The sequence below is a fragment of the Paenibacillus etheri genome, from assembly GCF_001012825.1.
GTDB lineage: Bacteria > Bacillota > Bacilli > Paenibacillales > Paenibacillaceae > Paenibacillus_AQ > Paenibacillus_AQ etheri.
The window spans coordinates 108,296-124,777 of record NZ_LCZJ02000019.1 but is presented as its reverse complement, the minus strand read 5'-3'; the positions used below and the strand labels follow the sequence as shown (position 1 = coordinate 124,777).

The 16,482-nt window shown below is 43.4% G+C and carries 16 protein-coding genes; 3 read left to right on the top strand and 13 right to left on the bottom strand.

Annotation, left to right across the window (positions count from 1 at the left end; all coding sequences use genetic code 11):
- Positions 1–26: 26 nt before the first annotated feature.
- The 4 genes from lpdA to pdhA all read right to left on the bottom strand — a co-directional run bounded on the left by lpdA (position 27) and on the right by pdhA (position 5,258).
- A complete protein-coding gene (lpdA, locus tag UQ64_RS10190; RefSeq protein ID WP_042128286.1) occupies positions 27–1,439 on the bottom strand; it encodes a dihydrolipoyl dehydrogenase in 1,413 nt (470 codons plus the stop codon).
- A 2-nt stretch (positions 1,440–1,441) separates the two neighbouring features.
- Positions 1,442–3,088: a 2-oxo acid dehydrogenase subunit E2 gene (locus UQ64_RS10185; RefSeq protein ID WP_060623376.1), complete on the bottom strand. Its 1,647-nt coding sequence runs from the start codon at positions 3,086–3,088 to the stop codon at positions 1,442–1,444.
- Positions 3,089–3,197: 109 nt separating this feature from the next.
- Positions 3,198–4,175 carry an alpha-ketoacid dehydrogenase subunit beta gene (locus UQ64_RS10180; protein WP_060623375.1) on the bottom strand — a complete coding sequence of 326 codons (978 nt, stop codon included), beginning with the start codon at positions 4,173–4,175 and terminating at the stop codon, positions 3,198–3,200.
- A 15-nt stretch (positions 4,176–4,190) separates the two neighbouring features.
- Positions 4,191–5,258, bottom strand: a complete 1,068-nt coding sequence (gene pdhA, locus UQ64_RS10175) for a pyruvate dehydrogenase (acetyl-transferring) E1 component subunit alpha (RefSeq protein ID WP_042188812.1) — start codon at positions 5,256–5,258, stop codon at positions 4,191–4,193.
- A 265-nt stretch (positions 5,259–5,523) separates the two neighbouring features.
- Here pdhA and UQ64_RS10170 point away from each other — a divergent pair, with 265 nt between their 5' ends.
- Positions 5,524–6,255, top strand: coding sequence for an alpha/beta hydrolase (locus tag UQ64_RS10170; RefSeq protein ID WP_060623374.1), 732 nt, complete (start codon positions 5,524–5,526; stop codon positions 6,253–6,255).
- Between the two features lie 136 nt (positions 6,256–6,391).
- Here UQ64_RS10170 and UQ64_RS10165 read toward each other — a convergent pair whose 3' ends face one another.
- Positions 6,392–6,856: a low molecular weight protein-tyrosine-phosphatase gene (locus UQ64_RS10165; protein ID WP_060623777.1), complete on the bottom strand. Its 465-nt coding sequence runs from the start codon at positions 6,854–6,856 to the stop codon at positions 6,392–6,394.
- A 150-nt stretch (positions 6,857–7,006) separates the two neighbouring features.
- On the opposite strand from UQ64_RS10165, the gene UQ64_RS10160 reads away from it, so the two are divergent.
- Entirely contained in the window at positions 7,007–7,648 is a 642-nt protein-coding gene (locus tag UQ64_RS10160) for a thiamine diphosphokinase (protein WP_060623373.1), read from the top strand.
- Between the two features lie 318 nt (positions 7,649–7,966).
- Entirely contained in the window at positions 7,967–8,467 is a 501-nt protein-coding gene (locus tag UQ64_RS10155) for a C40 family peptidase (RefSeq protein ID WP_060623372.1), read from the top strand.
- A 45-nt stretch (positions 8,468–8,512) separates the two neighbouring features.
- Here UQ64_RS10155 and UQ64_RS10150 read toward each other — a convergent pair whose 3' ends face one another.
- The 8 genes from UQ64_RS10150 to UQ64_RS10115 form a co-directional block, all read right to left on the bottom strand.
- Positions 8,513–9,235, bottom strand: a complete 723-nt coding sequence (locus UQ64_RS10150) for a response regulator (RefSeq protein ID WP_209445746.1) — start codon at positions 9,233–9,235, stop codon at positions 8,513–8,515.
- Positions 9,236–9,350: 115 nt separating this feature from the next.
- A complete protein-coding gene (locus UQ64_RS10145) occupies positions 9,351–10,391 on the bottom strand; it encodes a ThiF family adenylyltransferase (RefSeq protein WP_060623370.1) in 1,041 nt (346 codons plus the stop codon).
- 72 nt (positions 10,392–10,463) lie between these two features.
- Complete coding sequence (locus UQ64_RS10140) at positions 10,464–12,017, bottom strand: ABC-F family ATP-binding cassette domain-containing protein (protein WP_060623369.1); 1,554 nt, start codon at positions 12,015–12,017, stop codon at positions 10,464–10,466.
- 332 nt (positions 12,018–12,349) lie between these two features.
- Complete coding sequence (locus UQ64_RS10135) at positions 12,350–13,852, bottom strand: serine/threonine protein kinase (RefSeq protein ID WP_060623368.1); 1,503 nt, start codon at positions 13,850–13,852, stop codon at positions 12,350–12,352.
- Between the two features lie 119 nt (positions 13,853–13,971).
- Complete coding sequence (locus UQ64_RS10130) at positions 13,972–15,039, bottom strand: SAM-dependent methyltransferase (RefSeq protein ID WP_060623367.1); 1,068 nt, start codon at positions 15,037–15,039, stop codon at positions 13,972–13,974.
- Complete coding sequence (locus UQ64_RS10125) at positions 15,036–15,818, bottom strand: ABC transporter ATP-binding protein (protein ID WP_060623366.1); 783 nt, start codon at positions 15,816–15,818, stop codon at positions 15,036–15,038. Before UQ64_RS10125 ends, UQ64_RS10130 begins: the two co-directional genes overlap by 4 nt.
- Entirely contained in the window at positions 15,818–16,141 is a 324-nt protein-coding gene (locus tag UQ64_RS10120; RefSeq protein ID WP_060623365.1) for a thioredoxin family protein, read from the bottom strand. Before UQ64_RS10120 ends, UQ64_RS10125 begins: the two co-directional genes overlap by 1 nt.
- Positions 16,138–16,482, bottom strand: coding sequence for a cyclic-phosphate processing receiver domain-containing protein (locus UQ64_RS10115; RefSeq protein WP_060623364.1), 345 nt, complete (start codon positions 16,480–16,482; stop codon positions 16,138–16,140). The genes UQ64_RS10120 and UQ64_RS10115 overlap by 4 nt, the downstream gene beginning before the upstream one ends.

Sequence of the window (16,482 nt, the reverse complement as noted above, 5' to 3'; positions counted from 1 at the left end):
CCTGCTAGAGCAATTTGGTAGAGAAATTATTTCATTACGTGAATTGGGTGACCTTCAACCAATTCAGCAGCTTCCATGACGATTTCGCCAAGGGTTGGATGCGCATGAATTGTCAAAGCGATATCTTCAAGTGTTGCGCCCATTTCAATAGCCAAACCAAGTTCAGCGATCAAGTTGGAAGCTTCGATACCAACGATTTGTGCACCAAGCACAAGATTGTTCTCGGAGTTAGCAACAATTTTGATGAAGCCTTCTGGGCTGTTCAAAGATACAGCGCGACCATTCCCTGCGAATGGGAACTTACCAGCTTTCACTTTGTAGCCTTTGTCTTTCGCTTCTTTCTCAGTCAAACCTACGCTAGAGCACTCAGGATCTGTGAACACAACAGCTGGGATGACTTTGTAGTCAACAACAGATGTAAGTCCTGCAATCGCTTCTGCAGCAATCTTACCTTCGTAAGAAGCCTTGTGAGCCAAAGCCAAACCTGGAACAACGTCACCAATAGCGAAGATATTAGGGATGCTAGTGCGTCCTTGGTGATCGACTTTGATCAATCCGCGATCGTCGAGCTCAAGACCGATCAGGTCCAAACCAAGTTCACCGTCAGTGTTAGGACGACGGCCTACAGTCACAAGCAAGTAATCCGCAGTAACTTCTTTGGATTCGCCACCGACAGAATATTTCACGGTAACTTCCTTGTCGTTCTGTACAGCACTTTCAGCTTTAGCGTTAGTTACGATTTCGATGCCAGTTTTGGCCATGTTTTTCGCAACAAGACGAGTCATATCTTTATCGAAGCCTGGAAGTACAGTATCCAAACCTTCGATGATTGTTACTTTAGTACCGAATTTAGAATACATTTGACCAAGCTCAGCGCCGATGTATCCACCACCGATTACGATCATGCTCTTCGGAATTTCTGGAAGCTCAAGAGCTTCAGTCGAAGACAGAATGCGTCCACCGAATGGGAATGGCTTAAGCTCAATCGGACGGGAACCTGTAGCAATGATACAGTGCTTGAAGCGGTAACGTGGGGATTCATGATCATTGAACACACGTGCTTCTGTGTCGCTGATAAACATGCATTCGCCGTTAAATACTTCAATTTTGTTGCCCTTCATCAAGCTAGTCACGCCGCTAGTCATTTTCTTAACTACGCCGTTTTTGAACTCTTGAGTTTTGGCAAAATCCACTTTAACGTTCTCAGCAGTAACACCGAAAACTTCACCATGCTTAGCAGATTCGAACTGATGTGCAGCAGCAATCAGTGCTTTAGAAGGAATACATCCACGGTTCAAACATACACCGCCGAGTTCCGATTTATCCACGATGAGGACTTTTTGGCCGAGCTGGGCGGCACGAATTGCCGCCACATACCCACCAGGACCTGCACCAATGACCAATGTGTCAATATCTAGAGAAGCGTCTCCTACTACCATAATTATACCTCCATAACCAGCAGCTCAGGATTATTGAGCAGCGATTTAATGTAGTTCATAAAGTTTTGAGCAGTCGCACCATCGATAATACGGTGGTCAAAGCTGAGTGATAACGCCATTACAGGAGCAACTACGATTTCACCATTCTTCACAACTGCTTTTTCACTGATACGGCCAGTTCCGAGGATAGCCACTTCAGGGAAGTTAATGATTGGAGTAAAGAACATACCGCCAGCAGAACCAATGTTACTGATGGAGATCGTGCTGCCCTTCATTTCGTTAGCAGACAATTTACCGTCACGACCACGAACTGCAAGGTCAGTGATGCTGCTAGCGATCATCCAGATGCTCTTACGGTCAGCGTCTTTGATAACTGGAACGATCAAGCCGTTTGGTGTATCAGTAGCGATACCGATATTATAGTATTTCTTGTAAACAATTTCGCCTGCTTCTTCATCAATCATAGCGTTGAGCGCTGGGAATTGACGGGAAGCTGCAACCAATGCTTTAACGATGAACGGAAGGTAAGTAACCTTAACGCCTTTTTTCTCAGCGATTGGTTTCATACGTGTACGAAATGCTACCAGTTCAGTAACATCTACTTCGTCCATAATTGTAACGTGTGGTGCAGTGTAAGCCGATTTAACCATTGCATTGGCGATCGCTTTACGAATGCCCTTGTATGGTACACGTTCTTCTTCAAGACTAATATTACCGCTCGCTGCTGGTGCTGCTTTAGCTTCAGCTTTAGCAGCCTTCGGAGCTTCAGAAGCTACCGCTGCTGGTGCTGCCGCAGGTGTTGAACCACCTTTCAAGAACGCTTCAACATCTTCACGAGTGATTTTGCCACCTTTTCCAGTTCCGTTCACTTTAGAAATATCCACTTTTTGCTCACGAGCAAATTTGCGAACGCTTGGTGTAGCCAATACATCACGGTCAGGCGCTGGAGCTGCATTAACAGAACCGCCTTGTTTAGCATCAGAAGGGCTAGTTGCTGCTGGGGAAGAAGTGGTATTCGCACTTCCTTTTGCTGCATCTGCTTCTGCGGAAGCATGACCTTCTTGTTCAGGAACGTCACCTTCTGCAGCAATGATAGCTACAACATCGCCAACACGGCATACTTGACCATCTTTAGTCAGAACTTCCAACACAGTACCGTTCACTGGACAAGGAACTTCAACTACTGCCTTGTCATTTTGAACTTCCATGATGATATCATCATCGGTTACTTTGTCACCAGCTTTGATATGCATTTTGATGATTTCACCTTCATGCAGACCTTCACCCAGTTCTGGGAACCGATATTCAAAGTTCGCTGATTTAGCATTCGAAGATGCTGGTGCGGCTGGAGCTGGAGTTGGAGCCTGAGCTTCTTCAGCAGCATGACCTTCTTGCTCAGGTACGTCACCTTCAGCTTCGATAATAGCTACAACTTCGCCAACACGGCAAACTTGGCCATCTTTAGTCAAAACTTCCAACACAGTACCGTTCACCGGACAAGGCACCTCAACTACCGCCTTATCATTTTGAACTTCCATTACGATATCATCATCCGTTACCTTGTCACCGGCTTTGATATGCATTTTGATGATTTCACCTTCATGCAAACCTTCACCTAGTTCAGGGAATCGGTATTCAAACTTTGCCACTTTGAAAACCTCCTTGTGAAATTGGGACTGACCTTATGGTTAGAATTCAGAAGAAGAAACGACGTTGTCATCCATAAAGGATGACAACCGTTTCTCATTGATAAATATTTTAGAAATCCAAAACTTTCTTCACGCCTGCAATAATACGCGCAGGGTTTGGAAGCCATGTATCTTCAATTTGTGCGAATGGATATATTGTGTCTGGACCTGCGATACGAAGCACAGGTGCTTCCAAGTGCAGCAATGCTTTTTCGTTAATTTGTGCAATCACCTCAGCAGCAACACCGGAGCTCTTTTGAGCTTCTTGTACTACGATAGCACGGTTAGTCTTCTTCACAGACGCTACAATAGTGTCGATGTCGATTGGACTTACAGTACGAAGGTCAATAATTTCAACGTTAATGCCTTCTTTTTCGAGTTGCTCGGCTGCTTTGGTAGCTGTATGTACCATCAGCCCGTAAGTAATGATAGATACATCAGCACCTTCACGTACTACGTTAGCTTTGCCAAGTTCAACAGTGTATTCACCTTCTGGCACTTCAGCACGGAATGCATGGTAAAGGTTCAAATGCTCCATGAAGAATACAGGGTCATTGTCGCGGATAGACGCGATAAGAAGTCCCTTAGCATCATATGGGTTTGAAGGAATTACTACTTTAATACCCGGGCTTTGTGCAATCAAACCTTCGAGTGAATCTGTATGAAGCTCAGCAGCCTTAACTCCGCCACCAAAAGGAGTACGGAATACGACTGGAGCATTATATTTACCGCCAGAACGCCAGCGCAGACGTGCCGCTTGAACAACGATCTGATCCAGTGCTTCAAAGATAAAACCAACGAATTGAATTTCTGCAATTGGGCGGAAGCCTTGTACACCAAGACCAAATGCCAGACCACCGATAGCGGACTCAGCTAGTGGAGTATCAAAAACACGATCTTCGCCAAATTCCTTTTGCAGCCCTTCCGTTACACGGAAAACGCCACCTACATTACCAACATCCTCTCCGAAGATAAGAACGTTAGGGTCACGATTCAGTTCAACGCGCATCGCGTCGCGGATCGCTTCTTTCATATTCATTTGTGCCATTGCCTGATATCCCCCTTATTCAAAATCGGCTTTTTGCTCTTCCAGATGTTTAGGTGTTACTTCGAACATGCTGTCGATCAAGCCAGGTATTGTCATTTTTTCGGTTTGTTCAGCTTTTTTAATCTGCTCGTTAACAGTAGCTTTCGCTTCGTCTTTCACGCGCAGCGTATCTTCTTCAGTCCAAAGACCTTTCTTCTCCAAATACTTGGCAAGACGGTTGATTGGATCCTTTTCACTCCATTGTCCTTCTTCTTCTTTCGAACGATATTTACTTGCATCGTCAGAAAGGGAGTGTGGACGGAAACGGTAAGTTACAGCTTCGATCAATGTAGCACCTTCGCCATTACGTGCACGCTCAGCAGCGTCACGAACAGCACTAATTACTGCAAAGATGTCCATGCCGTCAACTTTAATTCCCGGGATACCAGCTGCAACCGCTTTGTGAGCGATCGATTTGGAAGCTGTTTGTTTAGCGAATGGAGTTGTAATCGCGTAACCGTTGTTTTGAACAAAGAAGATAACAGGCAATTTAAAGCGACCAGCAAAGTTCAAGCCTTCATAGAAGTCGCCTTCAGAAGAACCGCCATCACCAGTGTAAGTAATTGCAACACTCTTTTGTTTCTTCAATTTAAAGCCCATTGCAATTCCTGTAGCGTGCAGGATTTGCGCGCCGATGATAATTTGTGGCATCAATACATTAACGCCATCAGGAATAGCTCCACCATGTTGGTGTCCACGGGAATATAAGAATGCTTGGTACAATGGAAGTCCGTGCCATACTAGCTGCGGAATATCACGGTAGCCTGGGCATAAGAAGTCTTCTTTCTCCAAAGCGTACTCGCTACCAATCATAGTAGCTTCTTGACCTGATACCGGTGCGTAGAAACCAAGACGGCCTTGACGGCCAAGATTTACTGCACGATCATCCCAAGTACGGGTAAATACCATACGATACATAATTTCTTTCAGTTGATCGTCGGTTAAATCAGGCATTTTATCCTTGTTGATAATTTCTCCATCCGGGGAAAGTACCGTTAGAGCCTCGACGTCCTCTGTATACACTTCATAAGGAACTTTACTCATTATCTTCACCTCAATAAAAAAATTTGAATATCAGCTGCCTCTGTTATAATATTATTATACACCTGTTTGGTTACTTTCGTCAAAGAAATACTTATGAAATTTATATTCCTTTAAATTTTGTATGTATAACAGGTGATATATTTTTATATAACAGTTTAAAGTTTTTGAAACAAGTAAATGATTATTCACACAGTTACTCAGCTATTTATTTTAGAGCAAACCCGTGTGCTTTGCAAAAGTCGACAAGAAAGGTGACGTGGCAACTATGAGCGATTCTGTTTTTCTGAAACGCACAATTGAAAAAGAAACGCTTTGGAGTGAACATCTGCAGGAGGAACGTAAATTACGCATCTATCTCCCTCCCGGCTACAACGAAGTCTTGAGCTACCCAGTAGTGTATTGCCAAGACGGAGAAGAATTCTTTAACTTTGGCCGCATCGCTACACTTGCTGGACGTCTTATTATAGAAGAAGACGTGGAGCCCTTCATCATTGTTGGTGTCGAAGTAGACGTCGCTGTTCGGACTCAAGAATATGCGCCTTTTGGCAGCAGATTCAAGCAGTACTTATCTTGCTTTTCCGAAGAGATTATTCCCTTCATTGAACAAAAATATCCTGTACGCCGTACTCCGGACGAACGAATCCTAGCCGGTGACTCTCTTGGGGGCAGTGTATCGCTCCATCTTGCACTTGCTTATCCTGCGATCTTTACACGCATCATCAGCCTTTCCGGTGCATTCTATCCTGAATCCCGCGACATGCTGGCTAAAGAAGAGGATCTATCCTGGCTCAACATTAATATGGTCGTTGGCCTTCAGGAAACAGACTACAAAACGGATACTGGCATTTATGATTTTGTTCAGATGAATCGAGAAACAAAAACTTTGCTTGAATCACGCGGAGCAACCGTATCCTACCGAGAGAAAGACGGACGTCATCTCTGGGGCTTCTGGCAGAAAGAGTTACCAGAGTCTCTCCTCTATTTCTTAAACGAATAATGACCTATTGATAGAAGCAAATAGTGAACATCTAAAGAACAGTATGTAGATTACTTGATTGCGCTTACAGTTTAATCATGCAAATTTCCTCGATTCACTATATGAATCATACTGAGAAAGCTGTAATCCAAATGGGTTACAGCTTTTCTCTTATCATTCTTTCCAGCAAAATGTCACAGCCCGAGTTGATCAAATCATACACCTGTTCAAAATTACCTGTAAAATACGGATCCGGCACTTCGCGCAAGTCCTCCTCAGGTAATAAATCCATGAAGAACATTAGCTTGGCGTCTTTCCCGCCTGGAAGCTTTCGAACATTCTCTCCATTAGACTTGTCCATGCAGACGATATAATCAAATTTTTGAAAATCTTCACTGCTAACTAAACGCGCCATCATATTCTCATAGCTAATGCCGTTATGATCAAGGATACGTCTTGTTCCTTCATGCGGCTCTTTTCCTATATGCCAATCACCGGTTCCCGCAGAGTCTACAAGAATCTTGTCTGATAATTCTCGTTCATTAATCTTGTGCCGAAGAACAGCCTCTGCCATCGGTGATCGACAAATATTACCTAGACATACAAACAGTACTCTTACGATTTCGTTCACCTCCCTGTTATTAAAGCTAATAATACTCAAAAGATCGCACACTATCATTTTAGCGTTGTCGAGGTCAATTGTGCAACCTTTCGATCTGCATTATACTGGACAGGATACTCAACAAGAGGTTTAAGAGGAGGAATGGATGTTATGTCATCCAAACGAGTCGTTATTTTTGCAGGCGGAGAACTTTCTCCAGAATATTTCGATCTATTAGATGAAGATGATTTTATTATCGGTGCGGATCATGGAGCGCTATTTCTCATTTCACACGGATATACACCAGATATAGCAGTAGGTGATTTTGATTCCGTTTCGCTTGAAGCACTTCAAGATATTGAATCCAAAAGCAAGAAGACTATCACCTGTGATGCCGTGAACAAAGATTTGACAGATAGCGAGATGGCTCTAGACATTGCAATGGATCAGCAACCCGATTCTATTCTACTATTAGGTGTTACGGGTACTCGAATGGACCACTCCCTGGCTAGCATTCAAATGATGACTAGAGCCCTACAACGTCAAATCAACTGCTACGTCATGGACACTCATAATTATATAACCCTTACTGGATCCCAGGCTGTTATCAACGATTTAGGCTACACCTACGTTTCTTTGCTACCTTTAACCCCGGAAGTATCGGGTATTACCCTAGAAGGTTTTCAATATCCATTGACTGACGCATCGCTGAAGCTTGGACAATCTCTTGGGGTAAGCAATAAACTGATCTCATCCTCAGGAACAGTTACCATTCGAAGTGGATTGTTGCTGATTATTCAGAGTAAAGATTGATTACATATTTATAACGTAAAAATCTGCTTATTTATATTTTAGAAACATCATTGTAACTTTTAGCTCAAATTTAAATACGCCGTGAAAATCCTTTTGTATCAAGGGTTTTCCGGCTTTTTTTATATCCTATTATATTAAATTATTAATTTTTTGTAACTTTTAATGAATTTTTAATAAAACGCTTCCAACCCATACCCAGCCTCACTTTATTGCACCTCTTCCATTTTTTATGTAATAGATAACCTGCTATACTACGAATCAGGCAAGCAAGACAGACAAACACAACAACAAAGACTAACACCCTGGAGGTAATACAACATGAATAAACAACAATGGATTAAAAAAGCGATTGTTATAGGAATGGTTACTACAATGGGCCTAGGTACAATGATGGCAACAGGCGTAGGCGCAACAAAAGTTGAAGCAGCTTCCGTGTCTAAAGGTCAAAGCGTAGTGAATCTCGGAAAGAAATATATGGGAGTGCCTTACAAGTTCGGTGCATCCACATCTACTACAAAAGTTTTTGACTGCTCTTCTTTTACAAAATACATCTTTAAACAATATAACGTGACACTGCCTCGTACGGCTGCAGAACAATCCAAAAAAGGAAAAGCCGTATCTAAAGCGAATCTTCGTGTAGGCGATCTTGTATTCTTCTCCAGCGGTAGCAGAGCAACTGGTAAAAATGTAACTCACGTTGCTGTATATGCCGGCAATGGTAAAATTCTGCACACTTACGGTAAGCCAGGTGTTACGATTTCCAATCTTAACTCCGGTACTTGGAAAAAAACATATTTAAAGGCTCGCCGCGTACTGTAAACAACGACTCTGTAGTAGAGTTCTAACTATAATAGAGAATTAGTCTCAGGATGTGGTGCCGCCTTCGGGCGCCCTCATTACATATCCTGTTCCGCGAACAGTGTGAATCAACTTGTTCCGGTGACCTTTATCAACTTTCAAACGAATATGTCTGATGTAAACATCTACTACATTGGTATCTGCGTGAAATTGGTAACCCCATACTTCCTTAAGTATCTCGATGCGAGAGCATATCATACCTTGGTTCGCAGCGAGATAATACAATAGATCAAATTCTTTGGGTGTCATCTTTAACTCGATCCCGTCGCGCCTTACAAATCTGCGGCTGGGATCGAGCATTAAACCATCGACTCTCAGTATTTGATTTAAATTTCTACGCCGTCCAGTAAGGGTTAACAGATTTAGAATTCTGTGCTTAAATTCACCGGTATGTAAAGGCTTTGTCATATATTCATTACCCCCGGCTGAGAACGCCGAAACTGCCTCAGTTCCAGAATCAGCTTGTTCACCGGAAATCACCATTACCGGTAGTATCATCCCCTCAGCTCTTACAGCGGAAATTATATCCCAGCCTTCCCAAGTCCCCACCTCGCATAACTCAGCAAGCAGCAGTACCGGTTCTACTTTTGATATGGATAAGCGGAGATCCTCGGGATCTTCGCTTTTTGTTGCTTCAAGTCCAATATCTTGTAGCACACTTTCTATAACGACACGATCTTCTTCTCTACTCCTGCTATCAGCTATATACCATATTATTTGCTCGATCACAAAGTTCCCCCATATCCATATGACTTTCACCAGCATCACTGCGGTACTTATAGATTTCCCGGAAAACAAAAAGACCATTCCTAAGAAATGGTCCGAACACCTATTTGCAGCTTCTTTATCCAAAATATCGATGATAAAAGCTTCGAGCAGCAGCAATATCCTTTGTCCCATGAATCAACGCTCTACCATCAGCAAAAATAACCAGCCGATAAGGCCCTTCTATAAAAGAAACCAGATAAGCGTTGCTGTCCACACTTCCGCTTCCTAAACGAGACAAGCGATTCGCAGTTTCCTGCAGGTTAAGCTTCTGTGGTCTCGCGGGGCGGATTTGAACTGTATCCCTTCCACAAAGAACATCGCTTCGTTCTGTATTTGCTGCTGTAAGATACGGATATATCGGATGACTTCCACAAGAAGGGCAGTTTTCTTTTTTGGCAGCCTTTACTCCAATTTCTTGGTGTTCATTCCGCCACACGTCGAACGTTAATAGTTTGTTTCTTAATTGAGCTTTGCGCTTACCTAGTAGCTTCAACGCCTCTGCCGTAGCATTTGCCGTAACTAGCTGTACAGCTTGCGGAAGTATACCTGCCGTATCACAGGTATCACCTCCTAGGGGTACTGTGCCTAAAAGACAATGGAGACACGGGGTTTCTCCTGGCAATATCGTATATGTTATTCCATAACTGCCTACACATGCGCCATAGATCCAAGGAATATCGTGCTTTTGTGCCATATCATTAATAATGAGCCGAGTATCAAAATTGTCTGTACCATCCATGATTAGATCAACCCCTGAAATGAGCCCTTCCAACTCTTCGGCACGAACATCTATAACGTGGGCTTCAATAACGACATCAGAATTAATCTGTTGAAGTCTACTCAGCGCAGCTGCAGCCTTAGGCATACGTTCTAGTGCATCTACCTCGGTAAAGAGCTGTTGCCTCTGAAGGTTGCTCCACTCTACATAATCACGGTCAGCTATAATAATTTTTCCAACCCCGCAACGTACCAGCGTCTCTGCAATCCCTGTACCAAGCGCTCCCGCTCCTACTACTAATACACTAGACTGCGCAAGACCTTGTTGTCCCTCTGCACCAAATGGTGCAAAACGCACTTGACGAGAATAACGGTCTTCACGACCATCATTATGGATCAATCGATTCCCCTCCCCGTATCTAAAAACCGGAGAACAGCAGAAAGTCTGCTATTCCCCGGGAGTATGACGATTTTATACTTGTACAGCTGACCATTGTTCAACATCCCAAATTTTCGTAACCCAATCTTCATAGAAATCAGGTTCATGGGAGACGAGCAGGACTGTGCCCTTATATTCTTGCAATGCCCGCTTCAGCTCAGCCTTGGCAATAACATCAAGGTGATTCGTAGGTTCATCGAACAGAACCCAGTTGCTCTCACGCATCAACAGCTTACAAAGACGTACCTTAGCTTGTTCACCACCACTCAGCATACTAAGCGGTCGAGTAATATGCTCATTTTTCAGACCACAGCGAGCTAGATGTCCACGCACTTCATTCTGGGTTAGACTAGAAAATTCATTCCAGACATCCTCAATAGGTGTAAGATTAGCTGCTTTCACTTCTTGTTGGAAGTACGCTGAGTTGAGATAATCACCAAGATAGGTTTTACCGCTGTATGTTGGAATTACTCCGAGAATGGTCTTCAATAGCGTCGATTTACCGACACCATTGCAACCAGTTATAGCGATCTTCTCGCCACGTTCAATGGTCATGTTCAGCATAGGAAGCAACGGTCGGTCGTAACCAATCTCAAAATCAATGCCTTCGAAGACTGTTTTACCGCTGGCACGGCTCTCTTTAAACTTAAAGGTAGGTTTTGCAGCTTCTTCTGGTCGATCAATTCGATCCATACGATCCAGCTGTTTCTCACGGCTCTTCGCCCGTCCAGATGTGGAGGCACGAGCTTTGTTACGCTGAATGAAATCCTCTTGTTTTTTGATAAAATCCTGTTGTTTCTCATAAGCATCAATGTGTTGGATCTTGTTCATCTCGGCCATATTCAAGAATTTCTCGTAGTTCGCAGTGTAACGAGTAAGTTTGCCGAACTCCAGGTGATAGACAACATTTACGACTTTATTCATGAATTCTGTATCATGGGAGATCAATATAAATGCATATGGATATTGCTTCAAATAGTTAGTTAACCAGTCGATATGCTCAACATCCAAATAGTTGGTAGGCTCGTCTAGCAATAGTACATTCGGTTTCTCAAGCAGAAGCTTCGCCAACAGGACTTTTGTGCGCTGGCCCCCACTTAGTGAAGCGACATCACGGTCAAGTCCAATGACAGATAGGCCAAGACCGTTCGCCATTTCCTCCACTTTTACATCAATTAGATAAAAATCCCCGATGTCCAGCTGTTCCTGGATGTCCCCCATTTGCTCGAGTAACACCTCTAACTCTTCAGGGGAAGCGTCGCCCATCTGTTCAGTTATCGTTAGCATTTCCTGTTCCAGCTCTAACAGTGGCAAGAAAGCGTCCTTCAATACATCTCGGATGGTTTTACCAGGCGTTAAGATGGTATGCTGATCCAAGTAGCCGTAACGGACACGAGGTGTCCACTCCACTCTACCACTATCCTTCAACAGTTTTCCAGTCAAAATATTCATAAGCGTCGATTTCCCTACGCCATTTGCTCCTACAATTCCTACATGCTCTCCAGGTAACAACCGGAAAGACACATTCTTAAACAATGTCCGATCCCCAAAATTGTGGGAAACGTCTTCTACAGTAAGTAAACTCATAAATTCTCCGCAAGCTCCTGTCTATACTTAAATAATGCGTAATAAGAAGAAACGACGTTGTGGTCTTTTAAAGACGACAACCGGTTCTCGTAAAAATATAAGGATAAAGTATAGTGTGAAGCTTATACTTTCTTATATTTCAAGCAGAAACGTCTTCGGCGTCCCTATAGGACGGTAAGCGTTTATGCGAGAAATATAAAGATAAAGTATAGTGTGAAACTTATACTTTCTTATATTTTTCAAAACACGTATAAATATATATTTTAACACACTTTAACGCAACTCTGAACTAAAAGTTAGTTGAGTGAAAAGAGGAAGCATAGTGAACTGCTTTATTCAGCCTTTCTTTTGAAAAAACTACGGCTCTTCCCCTTATTAGGTACATCTAATATTTCCTCAAACATTTCATTGATCACTTCTACCAACTTCCCCTTAGGCTTGAATGGATCTTGCTGAAAAGGTAGTCCATAAATCTTATCTGTACCTATAGCGGTTTGTAACAGTTGTGCAGTTGAGCGTTCTGCGAGTGGTAACCCCACCCTCCAATTCGTTTCAGGCTGTAAACCGTTACGCCTAATCCACAGAAGTAAATCTTCGAGTCGCCAATCTGCACCTGAGGCAATTAGAATCGGCATATCGCTATATTTGAACTCATCGAGAGCCCCTTCATATCCACCAACGCCAAGATCCAACACTACAAATTGATAATCGCCTCTCAGCAAATCAGCCATTTTTCCGTGAATAGGACGTTTCCAATAATGTACCCCTTTCCATGAAAAAGCAGATTGCTCGTTCTTAGAAGCGACAGCTGTAATTTGTGTATTTAGCATGCTACGAATACGGTCATATACCGTTGAATTCGGAGAGAAATCAACCCACGCAGTTGGTCCCTTCTGTACAAGTAAGCTACTCACCGCTAACGAAGTATGTGTTGTTCCAAGACCTGAAGCTACTCCGAGTAAGGCGATAACTGTAGCTTTTCGCTTTTCCAGAGAAAATGGGACTGCAATTGTTAGATCAATTTCTCTGTCCATTTCGGATTCCACACGATTTAGCGCCTGTAGAACTGCTTCTGCATTCTGATAACGCTCCTCCGGATGATGTCGTAATAAGCGTCTTATTATTGGAATAATGCCAGATGGCATATGGTTATAAAGCCTATTCTCCATTCCAAACTCCCATTGACTACATTGCCCTCCAGTTGCCATATAGAGAATTAATGCTCCTAGTCCATATAAATCGGATACCGGCTGACTTTGACCACTTCCATATTGCTCAGGTGCCGCGAAGCCAACCGTACCAAGCTTAACCGTATCTTCGGAGATACCGCGTCTGTAGCTTCGAGCGATCCCAAAGTCAATTAACATCAGTTCTTTTTGCAGTGTTAACATGATGTTAGAAGGCTTCAGATCACGATAGATTATCGGTGGATGATGACCATGCAGGTACTGAAGAACTTCTAAAAGCTGTTTAGCCATCTGAAAAATGAAGTTTCTTGGCAAAGGTCCGGGATTATCCTTCATTAGCTGACTCAAGCTCACGCCTTCAATGTAGTCCATGACTAAATAGGAATACCCTTCTCGATCTGGAAGATAAAAATCGACAATACGCGGTAGACGCGGGTGGTCTAGCGTGATTAACATAGCGGCTTCTGCTTGGATGTCAGAATGAAGCTCATTTAAGCACAAGCTTTCTTTTACAGCCCATCGTTTTCCCTTTAGCCGCATATCATCCGCCAGATAAACAATACTCATCCCACCTGAACCAATCAGTCCCATAATTCTGTATCTGTCATCAATAACCTGTCCAATCTTAAGCTTTGTCTCAAAATACAATTTAACTCCCCCTTTTCGTAAAAAAAAGAGAAAGCTTCCGCTACTAACGTTCTTACCGCAAAAGACGGTTAACGTTAATAACGGGATGCTTTCCCTTAGAAATTTAGTATTTGTTTGATTTAGTATTTAATCATATACAGTGTAATTTCGTCACGGTTATGGAATAGCTGCTTCGCACGCTGAATCTGCATGCGCTCCCCTTCAAACATTGCAATAATTTCCTTGATCATCGCCAGTGGTTTCTTATGCATCAGTTTTACGGTCACAATGGCTGTCCCACCCGGCGACAGGCTGTGTAGCAGCCCGGTTACAAGCTTCGCCATCAATTTAGGACTCCAGCTCATATCGCACACGAGCAGATCAAATTCATTGTCGCGGAACTTCACTTCTCCAGCGTTTTTACGAAGGATCTTCAAGCCCGGATAGTTACGAAGGGATTCATGCATTAATGCAGGGTCAACCGCCGTAACCTTCATTCCACGTTCCAGCAAGAAAGAAGTCCACCCACCTGGAGAAGCACCAATATCTAACGCATTTCGGAAGCTGTAAAAAGGAATATCAAACTCCTTCTCGGCCTCCATAAGTTTGAACTTGGCGCGTGAGATTTGTCCATCTTCCTTACGAAAACGGATGGCACCGCCATTCCAGCTAGATAAATTCGCTTCAGGTCTGGACACACCTGCATATAAGGCACTCCCGTCTGCGTAGACAGAAATAACCCAGGCTGGATCTTGTACTGTAAATTCTGCGCCTAAGCTCTGCAATTGCTCTTGGAGCCATTCACGAAGTTCTCCTGGACTGTCCTGCCAGAAGGAAGGATCGCCTTTACGTACGTTCAGGGATACCTTTTCACCTTCAAGCTCAGTGTGACGACTTAAATACACCGCCAAACGCTGTAGAGCCTCCATGGTTCCTTCATCTTGAAACTGAACAGGCTGTATATGACGCAGGAAAATGGGAAGATTCTGTGTGAGCAGCCGCGTTACTTCCTCTGGTTCGCATTGCAATGTAGCCAGAAAGATTTCACCTGGTAGCAACAAGGTACTCTTCACAGCACCGAATAAACGGCGAAGCTCTTCTTGCGCGTAAGGCGCAAAGCCGTGGTTAGCTGTACAAATATATCGGGAATACACTACTTCTTCCGGAGCAATGTTCTGCTCTTCGGTATCTTGTCTTAAATCGTTCAAATCGTTTTGCCTCCAGGTCTAATTTTAATCCAGGGACGACCGCTATCCCATTCAACATCAACAGGAATATCAAAAGTGGCCAAGATCATTTCTTTCGTTAATACTTCTTCTTTCGGTCCAGATCCAGCAAGCTTACCCTCACGAATTAATGCAACATGCGTAAACAGCGGAACAATTTCTTCCACATGGTGAGTTACGTACACTACAGAAACATTACGCTGTCTCAGCTTATCTATTTCAGCCAGCATTTTTTCCCTTTCATATAGATCAAGGCCGGCACATGGCTCGTCCATAATCAATAGTTTAGGATCAGCCATAAGACATCTTGCCAGCATGGCTTTTTTACGTTCCCCCTGTGATAAGGTCCCAAAAGGATGAAATGCCATATTGCCTAGATTCATATCTTCCAGCATGCTGATTGCTTTCTCTTTTACTTCAGCAGGGATCGTCTCGTAAAAACGCAAATAAGCGTAAGCCCCTGTAGCTACGACCTCCCACACCGGATCATTTAAGCTCATCTTTTCCATCAAGGAAGGACCGATATAGCCAATTTCTTTACGAACTTCACGTATTTCACATTGCCCATATTTATAACCCAGCACTTCTACAGTTCCTTTGCTAGGAAACAAGTAACCAGTCATCATCTTTAAGATTGTTGTTTTACCAGAACCATTTCGTCCCAAAATGACCCAGTTCTCACCTTCATTTACTTCTAACGACACATCGTCCAAGATTAAGCTTTCTTCCCTACGAAGAGATAAATGTTGTAATGAAATGATTATGATATAACACCCCTTATGTATTCCAGCACCCGTTCAACTGAAACCATGGAATAATAAATTTTCGGATCATCTATGCGGTCTGCTGAAGCAACAAGTAGTGCAGGTACGCTTGTAATACGATAATGTCTTACCAGATTCGGCAACATGTTCACATTGCCTGCAACCATCTGGAGTTCATCTGGCAATAAATGAGCCGCCACCTCTAACATTCGTTCAGCAGCCTTGCAAGTACCGCACAGTGGAGTGTGTAAGAATACTACAAGCGGTTCTCCTGCGATCTTGAGCGCCTCCACCAATTCCACTTCCTGCATTTCCTTCATTTCAAGTCCGTCTCCTCGGCGATATCTAGAAGCTTATCAGAACTCAGGGGACCATTTACCAAAAGCATCCCCTCAGGTTTAGCCGTGTATAAGATCTCAAACATTTCTCTTCGCCCCCACAGACTGGAAGTGTGCAAATAGATTTCTCGGGGGAACAGTCCTTCCAGTACGATCCGTCTCGCAACCTCTCCACCCGAATAATCATCTGGCCCCATATCGTAATCCAGTGATAAAATATCCACCTCGCACTCACGCAGCATCAGAAGACATTCTTCCGTCGAACGAGCCAGAGCGAACCCTTGAGGTACCTTTCTAAGATCATCCATATAGATATGAATCAC

Excerpts from the sequence above, each read along its gene's own strand:
- lpdA (WP_042128286.1), bottom strand. The coding sequence starts at position 1,439 with ATGGTAGTAGGAGACGCTTCTCTAGATATTGACACATTGGTCATTGGT.
- UQ64_RS10180 (WP_060623375.1), bottom strand. The coding sequence starts at position 4,175 with ATGGCACAAATGAATATGAAAGAAGCGATCCGCGACGCGATGCGCGTT.
- pdhA (WP_042188812.1), bottom strand. The coding sequence starts at position 5,258 with ATGAGTAAAGTTCCTTATGAAGTGTATACAGAGGACGTCGAGGCTCTA.
- UQ64_RS10170 (WP_060623374.1), top strand. The coding sequence starts at position 5,524 with ATGAGCGATTCTGTTTTTCTGAAACGCACAATTGAAAAAGAAACGCTT.
- UQ64_RS10160 (WP_060623373.1), top strand. The coding sequence starts at position 7,007 with ATGTCATCCAAACGAGTCGTTATTTTTGCAGGCGGAGAACTTTCTCCA.
- UQ64_RS10155 (WP_060623372.1), top strand. The coding sequence starts at position 7,967 with ATGAATAAACAACAATGGATTAAAAAAGCGATTGTTATAGGAATGGTT.
- UQ64_RS10140 (WP_060623369.1), bottom strand. The coding sequence starts at position 12,017 with ATGAGTTTACTTACTGTAGAAGACGTTTCCCACAATTTTGGGGATCGG.
- UQ64_RS10120 (WP_060623365.1), bottom strand. The coding sequence starts at position 16,141 with ATGAAGGAAATGCAGGAAGTGGAATTGGTGGAGGCGCTCAAGATCGCA.